This is a genomic window from Ahrensia sp. R2A130 (assembly GCF_000179775.1).
In the GTDB taxonomy this organism is placed as follows: domain Bacteria; phylum Pseudomonadota; class Alphaproteobacteria; order Rhizobiales; family Rhizobiaceae; genus Pseudahrensia.
In genome coordinates this window covers 95,904-111,788 of sequence record NZ_AEEB01000020.1, presented here as the reverse complement: position 1 = coordinate 111,788, position 15,885 = coordinate 95,904, and the positions used below count along the sequence as shown (strand labels likewise).

The 15,885-nt window shown below is 58.2% G+C and carries 11 protein-coding genes; 5 read left to right on the top strand and 6 right to left on the bottom strand.

The window, feature by feature from the left end; translation table 11 throughout:
- Nucleotides 1–21 precede the first annotated feature (21 nt).
- Both metA and R2A130_RS12910 read left to right on the top strand, forming a co-directional pair.
- Nucleotides 22–951, top strand: a complete 930-nt coding sequence (gene metA / locus R2A130_RS12915) for a homoserine O-succinyltransferase (protein ID WP_009464947.1) — start codon at nt 22–24, stop codon at nt 949–951.
- Nucleotides 951–2,138 carry a VWA domain-containing protein gene (locus R2A130_RS12910; RefSeq protein ID WP_009464946.1) on the top strand — a complete coding sequence of 396 codons (1,188 nt, stop codon included), beginning with the start codon at nt 951–953 and terminating at the stop codon, nt 2,136–2,138. Before metA ends, R2A130_RS12910 begins: the two co-directional genes overlap by 1 nt.
- A gap of 10 nt (nt 2,139–2,148) precedes the next feature.
- Here R2A130_RS12910 and R2A130_RS12905 read toward each other — a convergent pair whose 3' ends face one another.
- Both R2A130_RS12905 and R2A130_RS12900 read right to left on the bottom strand, forming a co-directional pair.
- Nucleotides 2,149–2,418 (bottom strand): hypothetical protein, encoded by a 270-nt coding sequence (locus tag R2A130_RS12905; protein WP_040305959.1) that lies wholly within the window; start codon nt 2,416–2,418, stop codon nt 2,149–2,151.
- The gene (locus tag R2A130_RS12900; protein WP_040305958.1) at nt 2,411–3,280 is read right to left on the bottom strand and encodes a hypothetical protein; all 870 of its coding nucleotides are present in this window, start codon (nt 3,278–3,280) and stop codon (nt 2,411–2,413) included. Before R2A130_RS12900 ends, R2A130_RS12905 begins: the two co-directional genes overlap by 8 nt.
- A 553-nt stretch (nt 3,281–3,833) precedes the next feature.
- On the opposite strand from R2A130_RS12900, the gene R2A130_RS12895 reads away from it, so the two are divergent.
- Nucleotides 3,834–4,106 carry a cystinosin/ERS1p repeat containing protein gene (locus R2A130_RS12895; RefSeq protein ID WP_009464943.1) on the top strand — a complete coding sequence of 91 codons (273 nt, stop codon included), beginning with the start codon at nt 3,834–3,836 and terminating at the stop codon, nt 4,104–4,106.
- Nucleotides 4,107–4,217: 111 nt separating this feature from the next.
- On the opposite strand, the gene R2A130_RS12890 is transcribed toward R2A130_RS12895, so the two are convergent.
- On the bottom strand, nt 4,218–5,615 hold the full coding sequence (locus R2A130_RS12890; RefSeq protein ID WP_009464942.1) for a dipeptidase: 1,398 nt from the start codon (nt 5,613–5,615) through the stop codon (nt 4,218–4,220).
- A gap of 138 nt (nt 5,616–5,753) precedes the next feature.
- Here R2A130_RS12890 and polA point away from each other — a divergent pair, with 138 nt between their 5' ends.
- Nucleotides 5,754–8,690: a DNA polymerase I gene (gene polA / locus R2A130_RS12885; protein ID WP_009464941.1), complete on the top strand. Its 2,937-nt coding sequence runs from the start codon at nt 5,754–5,756 to the stop codon at nt 8,688–8,690.
- Between the two features lie 89 nt (nt 8,691–8,779).
- Nucleotides 8,780–10,321, top strand: coding sequence for a choline-sulfatase (gene betC, locus R2A130_RS12880; protein ID WP_009464940.1), 1,542 nt, complete (start codon nt 8,780–8,782; stop codon nt 10,319–10,321).
- Nucleotides 10,322–10,408: 87 nt separating this feature from the next.
- Here betC and R2A130_RS12875 read toward each other — a convergent pair whose 3' ends face one another.
- The 3 genes from R2A130_RS12875 to R2A130_RS17695 form a co-directional block, all read right to left on the bottom strand.
- Entirely contained in the window at nt 10,409–13,609 is a 3,201-nt protein-coding gene (locus R2A130_RS12875) for a bifunctional cytochrome P450/NADPH--P450 reductase (RefSeq protein WP_009464939.1), read from the bottom strand.
- Nucleotides 13,610–13,698: 89 nt separating this feature from the next.
- Entirely contained in the window at nt 13,699–14,946 is a 1,248-nt protein-coding gene (locus R2A130_RS12870) for a M24 family metallopeptidase (RefSeq protein ID WP_009464938.1), read from the bottom strand.
- 270 nt (nt 14,947–15,216) lie between these two features.
- Nucleotides 15,217–15,747, bottom strand: a complete 531-nt coding sequence (locus R2A130_RS17695) for an EF-hand domain-containing protein (protein WP_009464937.1) — start codon at nt 15,745–15,747, stop codon at nt 15,217–15,219.
- Between the last annotated feature and the right edge of the window lie 138 nt (nt 15,748–15,885).

Below are 15,885 nucleotides of genomic sequence, written 5' to 3'. Positions count from 1 at the left end.
CCCGCTCGCGAGGTTTTTCATATGCCCATCCGTATCCCCAACCGTCTGCCAGCTCGCGCTCAATTGGAAGCGGAAGGTGTGATGGTGCTGAACGAGCGCACCGCGAACCGACAGGACATTCGGCCCATGCGGATCGGCCTGCTGAACCTGATGCCCAACAAAATCCGTACAGAAACGCAGATCGCGCGGTTGATCGGCGCGACGCCATTGCAGGTGGAGATGACCCTCATTCGCATCGGCAGCCACGTTTCGCGCAACACCGAAGAAAGCCACCTCATCGACTTCTACCGCACCTTTCAGGAGGTGAAGGACGAGAAGTTCGACGGCTTCATCATCACCGGTGCGCCGATCGAAAAGCTGGCCTTCGAAGACGTGACCTATTGGGAAGAGTTGCAGGAGGTTTTCGAATGGACGCGTACCAACGTGCATTCGCTTTTCAACATCTGCTGGGGTGCCATGGCCGCTGCCTATCACTTTCACGGCGTGCCGAAGCACGAGTTGGAGACGAAAGCATTCGGCGTTTACCGCCACCGCAATCTCGTGCCAACTTCGCCATATCTCGCGGGCTTTTCCGACGATTTCTCCATTCCCGTATCGCGCTGGACGGAAATGCGGGCTGCCGAGATCAAGGCCGCGCCCGGCCTCGAACTTCTCATGGAAAGCGACATCACCGGCCCATGCCTGATCTCGGAAGAAGAGGGCAACCGCCTCTACATCTTCAACCACATCGAATACGATTCCACGTCGCTGAAGGAAGAGTACGACCGCGACATCGCCAACGGCACACCCATCGACGTTCCGCACAATTACTACCCCGCCGACGACCCCACCATGCCCCCCTCCAACCGCTGGCGCAGCCACGCGCACCTGCTGTTCGGCAACTGGATCAACCGGATGTACCAGACCACGCATTATGATTTGGCCGAGATTGGCCATGCGAAAGAAGACTGATGTTCCTAGACCTCTTCACCGGCTTACGCGCTGCCCATGTTCCTGTTTCGCTGCGTGAATATCTCACCCTGCTGGAAGGCATGGAACGGGGCGTGGCCATGTGGGATGTGGAGGCGTTCTATTTCCTTGCCCGCGCCGCGCTGGTGAAGGACGAGCGGCATATCGATCGCTTCGATCAGGTGTTCTCCCAGGTCTTCAAAGGGCTGGAGGCTGTGTCCGGCGCGGGGGACGAAATCGCCCAGCAAGAGCTGCCGGAAGAGTGGCTGCGGAAGATGGCCGAGAAGCATCTCACGCCGGAAGAAAGAGCCGAGATCGAGGCTGCCGGTGGGTTCGAGGAATTGATGAAGCGGCTGGCGGAACGCCTCGCCAATCAGGACAAGCGCCATCAGGGTGGATCGAAAAATATCGGCACGGCGGGCACCTCTCCCTTCGGGGCCTATGGCTACAATCCCGAAGGCGTTCGTATCGGGCAGAATGAATCCCGCCACCGCCGTGCGACCAAGGTTTGGGACAAGCGCGAGTTCAAGGATTTTGACGACACCCGCGAGCTGGGCACCCGCAACATCAAGGTTGCGCTTAAACGCTTGCGCCGCTGGGCGCGGGATGGCGAGGCGGAGGAGTTCGACCTCAACGGCACCATCCGCGCCACCGCCGAGAACGGCTATCTGGACGTCAAAACCCGCCCCGAGCGGCGCAACGCGGTGAAGCTGTTGCTGTTTCTCGATGTTGGCGGGTCGATGGACGGCCATATCCGCGTGGTGGAGGAGCTGTTTTCCGCCGCCAAAGGCGAGTTCCGGCAGATGGAGTATTTCTACTTCCACAACTGCCTCTACGAAGGCGTGTGGAAGGACAATTCGCGCCGCCGCACCGCGCAGCTGGACACCCACGAGGTGCTGCGGACCTATGGCCCGTCCTACAAATGCATCTTCGTGGGCGATGCCGCCATGAGCCCCTACGAGATCGCCTATCCCGGCGGCGCGGTGGAACACTGGAACGCGGAAGCCGGCGAGACTTGGCTACGCCGCGCCACCGCCCAATGGCCCAGCACCGTCTGGCTCAACCCCACCCCAAAGGACTACTGGAACTACACCCAATCCACCGCAATGATCCGCGAGATCATGGACGAGCGCATGTTCCCACTGACGTTGGCAGGGCTGGGCGATGCGATGAAGGAGTTGGTGCGGTGAGGGGCTTGGTCTAAAATTCAAACTTTGAGCGGTTATTGTCCAACCAATTCATCCAAAGCTTACGGCGAATTTCTATTTCAGACTTCAACAGCATCACGTAGTTTTTCCCTCGGTCAATTTTCAATAAAGCTTCGACCTCCCACGTCGCACTCTTTATAAAGTCTGATCCGAGCTTGAAGCCTCGTTCGTTTTCTGCAAAATTTTCATCTGACGAATTAACCTTACCCAATTCGTCAACAATTTTTTCTGCTTCATACAAAAAATAACTATCTTTAATCAATACTATACTTCCTACTAATAATCGAATTTTTGTTGTTGATTTTCCCGCCGTCCTCAGACATCCAAGGAAGCGGATCTATAAATTCTTCTTTGGTTAGGCCAAGTTCCCCTAGGCATATATCTATTGATTTTCTGCCTGACTGCTTCTTTATGGTCTTCCACTCATCATCGCAATCAATTTTCCGAAGGAAAAGTCGGGCTAATGTTGGGGTGTCATCGGATTCAACGAGACAAATGCCGTGACGATAAGGTCTATCATCCGAAGGCTTTCGAATTGAAAGAATGTTAATGTATCTTCGGTCTCTTCTGCGCCCAAAAAATAGATAGTCACTACCGAATGGAACGATTACCCCATAATAAAACTGAAAAGGTTCACTTTCGTAAACGGAATGCACGTTGGACCAAGTTAAAATTCTACGATCCTCGTCATAGACCACATCAATTGCAGAGACATAGACATGGTCGTCGTTCGGCAGTCGTCGAAACGAGACATATCGGCCTTCGATTTTATCAATCTCGTCTTGTAGTGGTAAATGAGACTCGATCATCGAGGTTATTTCGAATGGATAAAGGGCATGGTCAGGTGAATCGCTACGCGTAATGCTCGCCGAACGGACTAACTCGACATACATCGCTCGCTCCGCAAGCGTGAATTGTGAGTTTTCTGCAAGCATGTCAACAGATTCGATAAATTCAAAAAGCTTGATCAACTCAGACGCTCGGAGATCTGCTGTAGCGCGTAACACTCCATCACCTCTTATGCCAGGTACGCCGACGAACGACTTGACCTTGTCTCGACCGACTGAAGTGTTTCGAGCGATCCCAGAAACTGTCGCATTCTTATTTTCAATCATCGCGGTCATGAGATCTCTCATTTGCGAAATTAGCGACTCAAAATGCGAAGAAATATTAGACAAAATGCCAGCTTGATGTTGAATGCAGTCACAATTGCAGACCACATAAACTACGGCCAAGCAATCCAGATTTGTGTGAAAATCACGCTTCTCTGTGGAATTCCGCCTCTGCGTTGGTAGTTTCCCCCACGCCATAGGCCAAACACACGTTGCCTAAGTTTAACGGAGAATGGTTGGGTAGTTGCCGGGAGCTCTGCTTTGTGGGTCGAGACTCCCGACAACCCAGATGCGCTTTGTGGCGCGGCCTCGCCGTATACGCGATTTAGTCAAGCCGCAATCACGCGCCTCTATAGGAGGAGACTAAAGTGACGTATTCGAACCCAAGGCAAGGTAGTTGTTGTAAAACCGCAACACATCAGCCTACCATTATCCATATTCACATTCATGTGTTCTGCCCGGATGGCGAGCAACTCAAAGAGACTGCAGCAGCCGACGAACAGGACATTTGGTCAGGATTGTCAGGTCCAATAACATGGCCAAAAAAGCCGCCATATGGTGATGCATGTTGAGCGTCGTTTCGTTGATTGGAATTTCTGCTGGTGCCATCAATGTTGCTAGTTCAGCTCCTCAGATTCTGCAAAACATCAAACAACCATTGAAAGCGGCCCACCAGAGCCCGCTGCGCAATGCAATGCAAATGTGTGGAAATATACTTTGGCTAACCTATGGCCTGCTTCTTGATGCGCCAGTTTTGATAGTTTTCTCGACGTTTGGAGCGGGGTTGGCATTCATATTGCTTCTCCAGGTTTTGAACGCTCGTATCAAATTCGGTTAAATGTCGAAGTGAAAAACAGGATGAGCATGGGCGGGTATGTTTATGTACCCGCCCACGCTTCAACAAACGACTAATTGTTAGGATCGGTGAGTTCTATGAATTGCACGATGCTCACCCCGCCAACGCATCCATCACCCGTACCCAGCTTCGTATCCCTTTCCGAAAACTCTTCATCTGATATTTTTCATTCGGTGAATGGATTGCGTCGCTGGCCAGCGCGAAGCCTATGAGCAGGCTGTCCATTCCCAGTTGGCGTTTGAAGTTGCCGACGATGGGGATGGAGCCGCCGCCGCCGGTTAGTGCGGCTTGTTTGCCCCATTCATCGGTGAGCGCGGAGGCTGCTTTTTGCAGTTCGGGCAGGTCCCAGGCCAGTTGGGTGGCGGGGTTGCGGCCGTGGGGGTGCCAGTGGGCTTCGCAATCTTCCGGCAGGCGCTCAGCCACATGTTTGCGGAAGGCGGCGGCCACCGCGTCCGGGTCTTGCTGGCCCACGAGGCGGAACGACACTTTGGTGGATGCCTTGGCGGCGATCACGGTCTTGAAGCCTTCGCCCGTATAGCCGCCGGTGATGCCGTTGATCTCTGCCGTCGGGCGGCTCCACGTCTGTTCCAGCACCGAGCGGTTGGCCTCGCCGGACGGCATGGACAGGCCGACTTCGCCCAAAAAGTCCTTGGCGGAAAAGTCGAGCTTTTCCCAAGAGCGTTTCACGTCTTCCGGCACGTCTTCGACGCCATCGTAAAAACCGTCCAGCGTCACCGAGCCGTCTTCGGCGTGCAGGTCCGCGATGATTTTCGACAGCACATGGATGGGGTTGGTGGCGGCGCCGCCGTAATAGCCGGAATGCAGGTCGCGGTCGGCGGCCACCAGCGTCAACTCGTCCGACGACATGCCGCGCAATGTGGTGGTGATGGCGGGGGTGTTCTCGTCCCACATGGAGGTGTCGCAGACGAGGGCGAGGTCGCAGGACAGCTCTTCCTTGGCAGCTTCGAGGAAGGGTTCCAGCGAAGGTGAGCCGCTTTCCTCTTCACCCTCGAACAACAGCGTCACCTTCAACGGCAGATCGCCTGAGGTCTCGATCCAGGCGCGGCAGGCTTCCACGAAGGTGAGCAACTGGCCTTTGTCGTCGGACGAGCCGCGGGCGTAGATTTTCGCGTCATCCCCATCGCCAACCACGGTGGGTTCGAACGGGTCGGTGTTCCACAATTCGATAGGGTCCACCGGCTGCACATCGTAGTGGCCGTAGAACAGGACGTGGGGAACTTTGTCCGCGCCTTCTTTCGGGCCGGGATGATGCGCGACCACCATGGGATGCCCCGGCACCTCGCGGGCGCTGGCGTCGAAACCGAGGGCGTTCAACTGCTCCACCAACGTGTCGGCTGCGCGCTTGCAGTCGTCTTTGTAGGCGGGGTCGGTGGAGATGGAGGGAATCCGCAGCAGGTGGAACAGGCGGTCCACAGAAGCGTCGAGATTGGTGTCGGCCTTATCGAGGGCTGCATCTAGCTTGTCGGTCATGTCTGAATCGTCCTGATCGCGTTTGCGCCACCGTCGCGCAACGGGCAGTGGGGATGCAAGTCTATTCACCCTTCCGCTGGCGCGCCGGTCGTGCGAAACCGATGGCGAAACGAACAATGAACACACGGAACGGCGGCCATGAAGAAGGGCGATCATCTCTACCTGGTGGACGGCTCCGCCTACATCTTCCGCGCCTACCACGCGCTGCCGCCGCTGACGCGCAAGAGCGACGGTCTGCCCATCGGCGCGGTGTCCGGTTTCTGCAACATGTTGTGGAAGCTGCTGGACGAAGCCCGAGACACGGCACGAGGCGTGGTGCCGACGCATTTCGCGGTGATTTTCGATTATTCCTCCACCACGTTCCGCAACGAGCTTTACCCTGAATATAAAGCCAACCGCTCCGAGCCGCCGGAGGATTTGCGCCCGCAATTCGCGCTCATCCGCCAGGCCACCCGCGCCTTCGATGTGCCGTGCATCGAGACGGAAGGGTTCGAGGCCGACGACATCATCGCCACCTACGCGAAGCTTGCGACCGAGGCCGGAGCGGACACAACCATCGTGTCGTCCGACAAGGACCTGATGCAGCTCATCAACCCGCAGGTGGTGATGTACGACACGATGAAAGACATCGTGGTTGATGAAGAGGGCGTGTTCGCCAAGTTCGGTGTGGACCCGTCCAAGATGATCGACCTGCAGGCGCTGGCGGGGGATTCCACGGACAACATTCCAGGCGTCCCAGGCATCGGCCCGAAGACGGCGGCGCAGTTGTTGGACGAGTACGGCACGTTGGAAGAGCTGCTGGAACGGGCAGGCGAAATCAAGCAGAACAAGCGCCGCGAGAACATGATCGAACACGCCGATCTGGCGCGGATTTCCAAGCAGCTTGTGACGCTGCGCGATGATGTTCCGCTGGATATGCAGTTGGACGAATTGGCGCTTGATACGGTGAATGGCCCGCGGCTCATCGCGTTTCTAAAAGGTATCGGCCTCAACTCGCTCACCCGTCGCGTGGCCGTCGATACAGATACGGATGCAGCAAATGTCGAAGCTGAAGAGGTGGGTGTCGAAGGCTACGAAATGCGCGGGCCGGATATGGACGCGCCGCAGAGTATCGACGGCGATCACACTCAACCGCAAGATGACAATGGCGACGGCCCGCCCTACCGACCGTCGAAGCTGGTGGAAGAACTGACCGCCAAGGTTGCTGCCGAGAAAATCGAGCATTCCGCTTACGAAACCGTTCGTGATGCCGAAGCTCTCAAGCGCTGGATCGCTGAAGCCCACGATCTCGGTCACGTCGCGGTGGACACGGAAACCACATCGCTGGACGCCATGGCCTGTGATCTCGTGGGGGTGTCGCTCGCCACAGGCCCGGGCCGCGCGTGCTATATTCCACTGGCGCATCTGAAAGATGGTTCATCCGACGACGGCGACATGTTCTCGGAAGGGCTGGACCCCGACCAGATGGATTTGAAGGAAGCGCTGGCTCTGCTCAAGCCCATGCTGGAAGCACCTAGCGTGTTGAAGATCGCGCAGAATTTGAAATACGACTGGCTGGTGTTGTCGCGTTACGGCATCGAAGTCGGCCCCTTCGACGACACGATGCTGCTGTCCTATGTGCTGGATGCCGGTCGTGGAAAACACGGCATGGACGCACTGTCGCTCGCCCATCTCGACCATACACCGATCCCGTTTAAAGAGGTCGCCGGTTCCGGTAAATCCATGGTCACGTTCGACAAGGTGAGCATCGAAAAAGCGTCTGCCTACGCGGCAGAAGATGCCGATGTGACGTTGCGGCTTTGGACCTTGCTGAAGGCGCGGCTGGTGGCGGAAAAAATGGTCACCGTTTACGAACGCCTCGAACGCCCGCTCGTGCCGGTGCTGTGCCGCATGGAAGCGCGGGGCGTGGAAATCGACCGGCAAATCCTGTCACGCCTTTCCGGCGAGTTGGCGCAGAAGGCCGCCGGTATCGAAGCTGACATTCACGAGATGGCGGGCGAACCCATCAACATCGCGTCGCCCAAACAGTTGGGCGAATTACTGTTCGGCAAGATGGAACTGCCCGGTGGCAAAAAGACGAAAACCGGTCAGTGGGCCACCGGCGCGCAAGCGTTAGAAGACCTTGCCGCCGAGGGCCACGAATTGCCCCGCCGCATCGTCGATTGGCGCCAACTGACAAAGCTGAAGAGCACCTACACCGACGCGCTGCCGACCTTCATCAACAAGACCACGGGCCGCGTTCACACGAGCTACGCCATGGCCTCCACGACAACGGGGCGCTTTTCCTCGTCCGAACCGAACTTGCAGAACATCCCCGTCCGTACCGAAGCCGGTCGAAAAATCCGCACGGCGTTCATTGCGGCTGACGGGCATAAACTCGTCTCCGCCGACTACAGCCAAATCGAACTTCGGGTGCTCGCCCATATGGCCGACATCTCGCAGCTAAAGCAGGCGTTCGCGGACGGCATCGACATTCATGCAATGACGGCAAGCGAGATGTTCAACGTGCCGGTGGAAGGCATGGACCCGTCCATCCGCCGTCAGGCCAAGGCGATCAATTTCGGCATCATCTACGGCATCTCCGCCTTCGGACTCGCCAACAATCTTGGCATCGATCGCGGCGAGGCGTCGGACTATATCAAGATGTATTTCGAGCGCTTCCCCGGCATCCGCGACTACATGGACGAGACGAAGAAATTCGCCCGCGAACATGGCTATGTGGAAACCATATTCGGTCGCCGCGCCCACTACCCGGAAATCAAATCATCCAACCCGCAGATGCGCGCCTTCAACGAACGCGCCGCCATCAACGCGCCCATTCAGGGTTCCGCGGCAGACATCATTCGACGTGCCATGGCGCGGATGGAGGGTGCGTTAGCAGCGGAAAAGCTGTCCGCGCAAATGCTGCTGCAAGTGCATGATGAGTTGATCTTCGAGGTGCCAGACGACGAGGTGGACGCGACGATTGAAACGGTGGTGAAGGTGATGGAAGACGCGCCGATGCCTGCGCTATCGCTGTCCGTGCCGCTGCAAGTGGATGCGCGGGCTGCGGAAAACTGGGACGAGGCGCATTAAGTTCAACGCATTCGCCCGTCGCATTTGAGATGACGCAATGGCAACTTGCGCTGTAGTGTTCCCACACGCTTTTCGGGGGAACTCCGCGCATGACCAAACCCAACATTCTCATCATCATGGCGGACCAGCTCGCCCCGCAATTCACTGGCGCGTATGGCCACCACCAGGTGAAGACGCCGCATATGGATGCACTCGCGGCGCGTGGTGCGCGGTTCGATGCGGCTTATTGCAACGCGCCGCTTTGTGCGCCGTCGCGCATGGCGTTCATGACCGGCCAACACGTCACGCGCATCGCGGCTTATGACAACGCGTCGGAGTTCAAGGCCTCCGTTCCATCCTTCGCACATTACCTGCGCCGCCTCGGTTACACGACCTGCCTTTCCGGCAAGATGCACTTTGTCGGGCCGGACCAGATGCACGGTTTCGATGAACGCATCACCACAGATGTCTATCCCGCAGACTTTGCGTGGGTGCCGGATTGGGAAGCTGCCGACGAGCGCATCGACGACTGGTATCACAACATGGATTCCGTGCGCGAAGCGGGGCTGGCGGTGGCCTCGGTACAGATGGATTTCGATGAAGAAGTTGCTTTCCACGCCAAACGCAAGCTGTTCGATTACGCCCGAAAGGGCACTGCGCCGTTCGCCATGGTGGCCAGCTTCACCCACCCCCACGACCCGTATGAAGCGCGGCCGGAATTCTGGAACCTCTACGATCACGATGCCATCGACATGCCGAAGAATGTTCTGGCACCCGAAGACCAGGACCCTATGTCGAAGCGCTTGATGGACGGCATCGAAGCGTCGAAAGTCGAAGTGACCGAAGAGCAAGTCCGTAACTCGCGCCACGCCTATTTCGCCAACATCTCCTATTTCGATTCCAAGGTCGGAGAGTTGGTGCAGGTGCTGGAAGAGAGCGGGCAGTTGGACGACACGGTGGTCATCATCACCGCCGACCACGGCGATATGCTGGGCGAGCGCGGCCTGTGGTACAAGATGAACTTCTTCGAACATTCTGCGCGCGTGCCGCTCATCATGGCCGGTCCCGGTATCGCCAACACGACCGTTGCCGACCCGTGCTCACTTGTGGACATCTTGCCGACCTTGCTCGACCTTGCAGGCGAACCGAGCCCCAGTTACGGCGAGCCTATAGATGGCCGGTCACTGGCCCCACAGGCGCGCGGCGAAGCGGCCAACGAGCAGGCAACCGCAATCGGTGAATATTGTGCCGAAATGACGCCGTGGCCAGTGCTGATGATCCGGCGCGGCCAATACAAGTACATCCATTGCGACGTAGATCCGCCGCAGCTTTTCGACGTTGTGGCCGACCCCTATGAGATGAACAATCTGGTCGATGATCCCGCCCACACCGACCGCGCTACAGCGTTTGCTGCAGAAGTTGCCGAGCGTTGGGACAGTGCCGCAATCCGTGCCGACGTGATCGCCACGCAGCACCAGCGGCGAGCGGTTTATGAGGCGATGCAGAAGGGCCAGCCGAAGCATTGGGACTACACGCCACCGCGCGATGCGAGCGATGAATATGTTCGCAATCACATCACCTGGGTGGATGCAGCGGTGAAGGCGCGGGTGATGCCCGGTGGTGTGCCGAACCCTTATCTGGATAAAGAGTAGGCGGCTCGGCCTACATAAAACCGGTTGTCATCCCCGCGCGAATGCGAATGACAACCGAGCTTTCGGGATGGCTGTTTGCGTCAGCGCCTAGTTGCTCACCCAAACGTCCATGACGTAATCCTGCTTCGCTATCATGTCTGCGAACCATGCGTCTGCTTCATCGCCCGACACGTCTTTCTCTTCCATATAGATTCGGGTGAGTGCGCGGCGCACGTCCGGCTCCATGTGGCCACCATCGCCGCAGACGTAGATTTTGGCTCCGGCTTCGATCATCGGCCAGATGGAGGCGCGTTGTTGGCGCAACACGTCTTGAACATAGACGCGTTCCTTGTCGGCGCGGGAGAAGGCGGTGTGGAGATCGCAGACACCTTGCTCGGACCAAGCTTCCAGTTCCTGACGGTAGATGAAGTCTTGGTCGGGATGGCGGCAGCCGAAGAACAAAGCTGCGGGGCCGAGGTCTATACCAGCTGCCATGTCGGCAGCACGGTCCTGCAGGAAACCGCGGAATGGCGCGATGCCCGTGCCGGGGCCGATCATGATGACGGGGCGCAGCGGGTCTTCCGGCAAGGTGAAGCCTGCGGACGGCTGGCGGGTCGCCGCATGGAAGGACGAGCCTTCCTTCAGCCCTGCCAGATAGTTGGAGCAGGTGCCGAGATAACGGCCCTTCCCGTTGCGGGCCACATCATCCACCACGGCGACCGTGATGGAGCAGCGGTCGGAACCGGCCTTGGGCGACGACGAGATAGAATAGTAGCGCGGCACCATGTTGGGGCACGTTTCCAGATAGACCGCGAAGGGCAATTCGCAAGCTGGAAACTCCTCCAGCAGATCGAGAATGCTGGTGCGTGTGCCCTGCACTTTGTCCTTGAAATCGTCCCCCGCCAACGCTTCCAGCTTCGGTTTGGAGTCAGGGCATCTTGTGTGTTTGACCAGAAGCTGAACATCGCGACGGCTGGCCGGGGACTGCAGTTCCACAAGGTCTTCCAGCAGCGTGCGAAGCTCGATGGGCCGACCGGTGGGCAGCGCGGAATGGCCTTCGTTGGCGCTGTTCAACCGCACGAGGCTGGCCGATTGCAGGCCGAAGCGAAGTTCGACACGGCGCACCAGATCGGGCGAGTTGCGCGGAATGACCGACAGATGATCGCCTGCAGTATAGCTTTGGCCCGGCGCAAGTTTCACGCGGATGTGGCGGGTCGAACGTTCGGACGGCACGGGGCCGGATTTGGAATGCAGTTCGCGGGTGCGGCGCACGACGACCGGCTTCGCGCCCATCTGTTCGACCAACGGATTCTGGCTGGCATCCTTCAAGAACGTGACTTCGTAGAGCGGTGCATCGTCCAGCGTTTCTTCAAAGTCCACATCGAGGCCGAGCGCCTTGCCCGTGTGCTGCCAGACGGGGCCGAACCATGTGTCGAATTCCGCGTCGAGGTCTTCCTTGGCATCGCCCTCGCCGGTCTCGACATAAGCGGTCGCACCGGCGCGTTTCATGTGCTCGTCGATGATACGTGGAGTGGCCTGGAACGTGGCGGACCAGTCGCTGTGGCCGCAGCCGAACAGCGCATAGTTGATACCGTCCATCGAGCCTGCGGGTTGCTCCTTCACCCAGTCCACGAACTGCGCGGCGTTGTCCGGTGGTTGTCCGTTGTAAGACGCACAAGCGAGCAGCAGTGCGCCTTCCTTCGGCATGTTCCCGACAAGTTCATCGAGCGTCTTCAGCTTCACATCGAAGCCGTTTGTCTCGGCAGAACGGGCCATATCGCGGGCAATTTCTTCTGTGGTTCCGAGGTTGGAGCCGAACGCAATAGTGACCTTGCCGCCGTGTTTCTCACGGTTGTTCTCGCCAGGCTTTTTCGCATCTGTCGTGTCAGCGTCAGCGGTGGGGCCCTTCGCGGAATACATGACATCAGGGCGCAGCTTCACCTTCATGGTGAAACCATCGGGCTTGATGGACAGCGATTCCTTGATCTTCAACTGGTAGTTCTTGTGATCGTCCAACTGGAAGCGCTGCAGGATCATGCCGATAACGAGGTTGGCTTCCTGCATGGCAAACTGGCGGCCGATACACGCCCGCTGACCGTTGCCGAAGGGCTTGTAGGCGTTGAACGGCCGCGCCGCGATGGCTTCCTTGGTAAAGTGTTCGGGATTGAACGCTTCGGGATCATCTCCCCACACGCTCTCGTCCCGGTGTAACATGAGGGACAGAACGGTGGTGAACGTGCCTTTTTTGATCTTATATTGGCCGCCGACGATTTCGTCTTCGTATGGCGCAAGACCAAGCGCAGGTGCGGTGGGCCACAGGCGTAGCGCCTCCGACAGAACCTGATTGATGTAAGTCAGCTGGTTGACCTTGGAGAGATCCGGCGGGCTGGAAATATCGCGGCCCAAAACACGGTCCACCTCTTCGTAGCAGCGGTCCAGAATGTCGGGGTGCTGCAGAAGGTAGTAAAGCGTGAAGGACATAAGGCCGGATGTCGTCTCGTGGCCCGCAATCAAAAACGTGTTGATCTGGTAGCGGATATTTTCATCCGACAGGCTTTCGCCCGTCACCTTGTCGACACCCGCCAGCATGTAGTTGAGCAGGTCTTTCTGGGACGTATCGCCCCGCCCGGACCGGCGCTCGCGGATGATGTCATCCACGAGATTGTTCATGAAATCGACATCGGTTTCCATCTGGTGCAGGCGCTTGCGAAGGAGTGTCTCCTCGAAGGGCAAGCCGCGCTGCATCATGCAGGTTTCCAGCGTGCGGTTCAGGGCGTCGATGAAGGGGTGGTAGTCGCGGCGGTAGAAGGAGTTGAAACGATAGTCGAAGCCGCAAATGCCGATCGTATCCAGCGCCACGGCTGTCATGTCGTGAACGACGTCGATCTCTTCATCAGCGTTCATGCGCTCCCACTTGGTGCACAGCTGCGTCGCCACATCCTGCATCATGGGCATATAGCCCTTCATGGCGGAACCGGCGAAGGTGGGCAGCAGAATGCGGTGGGCTTTTTGCCAGTTGTCATCGCTGGTGTTGGCGGTAAACAGCGCGTCGCCACCAACGGCACGAATGCGGCGCAGCGAACCGCGCACGGCCTTGTCGAAACGGGCCTCGTCGCAAAGTTCGTTGACGATATCGTAGCCCGACGCGATGACCATGGGTGTGCCCATCATGTCCATTCGGAAGATCGGCCCCAGTTCCCGCGTCATTTCCATCAAACCCTGCAACGGCTGGTTGGCGTCGATGGAGAGCATGTTGCCGATGAACGGCTGCTTCTTCGGTGTCGGAATGCGAACGGTGGTCTGGCTCATGCGCTTGGTGCCCCTTGGCAGTGGAAGGCTTACCTTAAGGTCAATCCCCGCCACCGCAAGGGCACCTGTGTACCCTTGCGGTCCTGCCATCATGCAGAAATGACATTGCTTTCCGGCCCATATGGAAAGCCGGTGATGTTGTGGGCACCGTTTTCATCAATCACCACGATGTCGTGCTCACGATATCCACCCTCGCCTGCCATACCCTGTGGTATGGTGAGCATCGGCTCCATGGAGACAACCATGCCGGGCTTTAACACGGTGTCGATGTCCTCGCGCAGTTCGAGCCCCGCCTCACGGCCATAGTAATGCGACAGCACACCGAAGGAGTGACCGTAGCCGAAGGAACGATATTGCAGCAGGTTTTCAGAGGCGAAAAAGCGGTTGATCTCGTCGCAAATACCGGAGCACGTCGCGCCTTCCTTGATGAGCGACAGGCCCAACTCGTGGGCAGCGACATTGGCCCTCCAGATGCGGAGGCTTTCCGTATCCGGCTCGCCGATGAACAAGGTGCGCTCCAACGCGGTGTAGTAGGCGGAGATCATGGGGAACGTGTTGAGTGACAGAATATCACCAGCTTTCAGCGCCCGTGTCGTGACCGGATTATGGGCACCATCGGTGTTGATGCCGGACTGGAACCAGACCCAGGAGTCACGAATTTCACTGTCGGGGTGGGAACGGGCGATTTCCAACTCCATCGCATCGCGTCCGGCCATGGCGACGTCGATCTCGCGGGTACCAACGCGAATGGCATCGCGGATAGCTTCACCGCCATGGTCGGCAATGCGCGCACCTTCGCGGATGAGGGCAATTTCCTCGGCGGATTTTATCATGCGTTGCGTCATGGAAGCCTGCGCGCAATCGGTCAGGGTCGCGTCCAGCGCGGTGGCAAGACGGTCGTGCATGGCAAGCGTCAGGTGATCGCGCTCGACACCAACCGTGCCACCGGTGCCGATGAGATGGCGGATGGTGGCTTCGAAATTATCGCGCTGCCAGTCGGTATAGGTGATGTTGTCGCCAAAGCTGCGCCGCCACGGCTGGCCCGCATCGATACCGGCGGAAACCGTGGTGCAGGCGTCTTGGGTAACAACGCAGGCATAGGGGCGACCGAAGCTGCAATAGAGAAAGCCGCTGTAATACGCGACGCCGTGCATGGATGTGAAAACGCAGGCGCGCTGACCAGCAGCAGCCATATCTTCGCGCAGCCCAGCAAGGCGGCGTTCGTATTCGGCATGAGAGAACGGCAACGGCGCTTTTTCGCCCGCCGCGCTATTGGCATGGGAGCTGACCATGCGTGTGGAATTGAACTGGGTGGTATCGAATTTGATGGCTGACATGATGTCGGGCCTCCGGTTTGCAGCCGGACCGACAATGCGAGCCCGGACGAAAAATCCGGGCGTTCAGGACGTGGCGGCATATAGGCCGCACGAAGGGCAACATGGTGTTGTCCGGGGCCACGCCATGGCCCCGCTCGCAGAAAGAGAATTAGACCGAAATTCGAACTTCGCCAAGCCCCATTCACGACACGAAAAAGGCCCGCATCCGACAGGACACGGGCCTTGATGCAGTGTAGCTGGGGCAAGCTACGCTACAAACCGATCGACGGCTTAGTCGTTGTTGCGGTCCCGGCGGCGATCGCCTTTGCGACCACGACGGTCCTCGCGGCTCAATTTGCCGTCGCCGTTGCGGTCCATCCGCTCAACCAGCCCGGCAAAACGCTCGTCGCGTTCGGCCTTGGTGATGACGCCGGAAGCGTCAGTGTCGAGGCGCTGGAACATCCGCACGGTCTGGCGCTTCATCAGTTCGGCATAAACTGTCTTGAACTCTTCGACGGTCAAATCGCCATCGTCGTTGGTATCCGCTGCGGAAACCTGTTTGGCTATGAAGGCGTCGAGTTCGCCCTGCGTCAACGCACGGTCGTTGTCGGTATCGGCCTGACGCAGAAACTGCATCATGGCGCGGCCACCACGGCGGCCCTGTTTGCGCTTGCCGTGAAAGGCCGCATCGACAACCGGCACATCGCCGATGGATTGCGATGCCGTAAACGGCGCAGGCACTTTCTGAGCGAAAGCGGCAGGGGCCATGGTGGCAACGATTGCGGCACCGGCGGCGAGTGAAATGAGAGTGATACGGGTCATATGTTTTCCTTCGGGTGAGGGTCGTTGATGTGAAAACCGCTTCGGAGGAAATGAGGCGGGTCGGGAACACCCCTCATTTGGCACGCCGCTTTCGAAAATGTTTGTCGGGATTGGGCGCGATTGTCGCGCCGCGTCGCA

Bases quoted from the DNA above. Each gene is read 5' to 3' on its own strand.
- R2A130_RS17695 (WP_009464937.1), bottom strand. From the start codon at position 15,747: ATGACCCGTATCACTCTCATTTCACTCGCCGCCGGTGCCGCAATCGTT.
- R2A130_RS12900 (WP_040305958.1), bottom strand. From the start codon at position 3,280: ATGACCGCGATGATTGAAAATAAGAATGCGACAGTTTCTGGGATCGCT.
- R2A130_RS12870 (WP_009464938.1), bottom strand. From the start codon at position 14,946: ATGTCAGCCATCAAATTCGATACCACCCAGTTCAATTCCACACGCATG.
- polA (WP_009464941.1), top strand. From the start codon at position 5,754: ATGAAGAAGGGCGATCATCTCTACCTGGTGGACGGCTCCGCCTACATC.
- R2A130_RS12895 (WP_009464943.1), top strand. From the start codon at position 3,834: ATGTTGAGCGTCGTTTCGTTGATTGGAATTTCTGCTGGTGCCATCAAT.
- R2A130_RS12890 (WP_009464942.1), bottom strand. From the start codon at position 5,615: ATGACCGACAAGCTAGATGCAGCCCTCGATAAGGCCGACACCAATCTC.
- metA (WP_009464947.1), top strand. From the start codon at position 22: ATGCCCATCCGTATCCCCAACCGTCTGCCAGCTCGCGCTCAATTGGAA.
- R2A130_RS12875 (WP_009464939.1), bottom strand. From the start codon at position 13,609: ATGAGCCAGACCACCGTTCGCATTCCGACACCGAAGAAGCAGCCGTTC.
- R2A130_RS12910 (WP_009464946.1), top strand. From the start codon at position 951: ATGTTCCTAGACCTCTTCACCGGCTTACGCGCTGCCCATGTTCCTGTT.
- betC (WP_009464940.1), top strand. From the start codon at position 8,780: ATGACCAAACCCAACATTCTCATCATCATGGCGGACCAGCTCGCCCCG.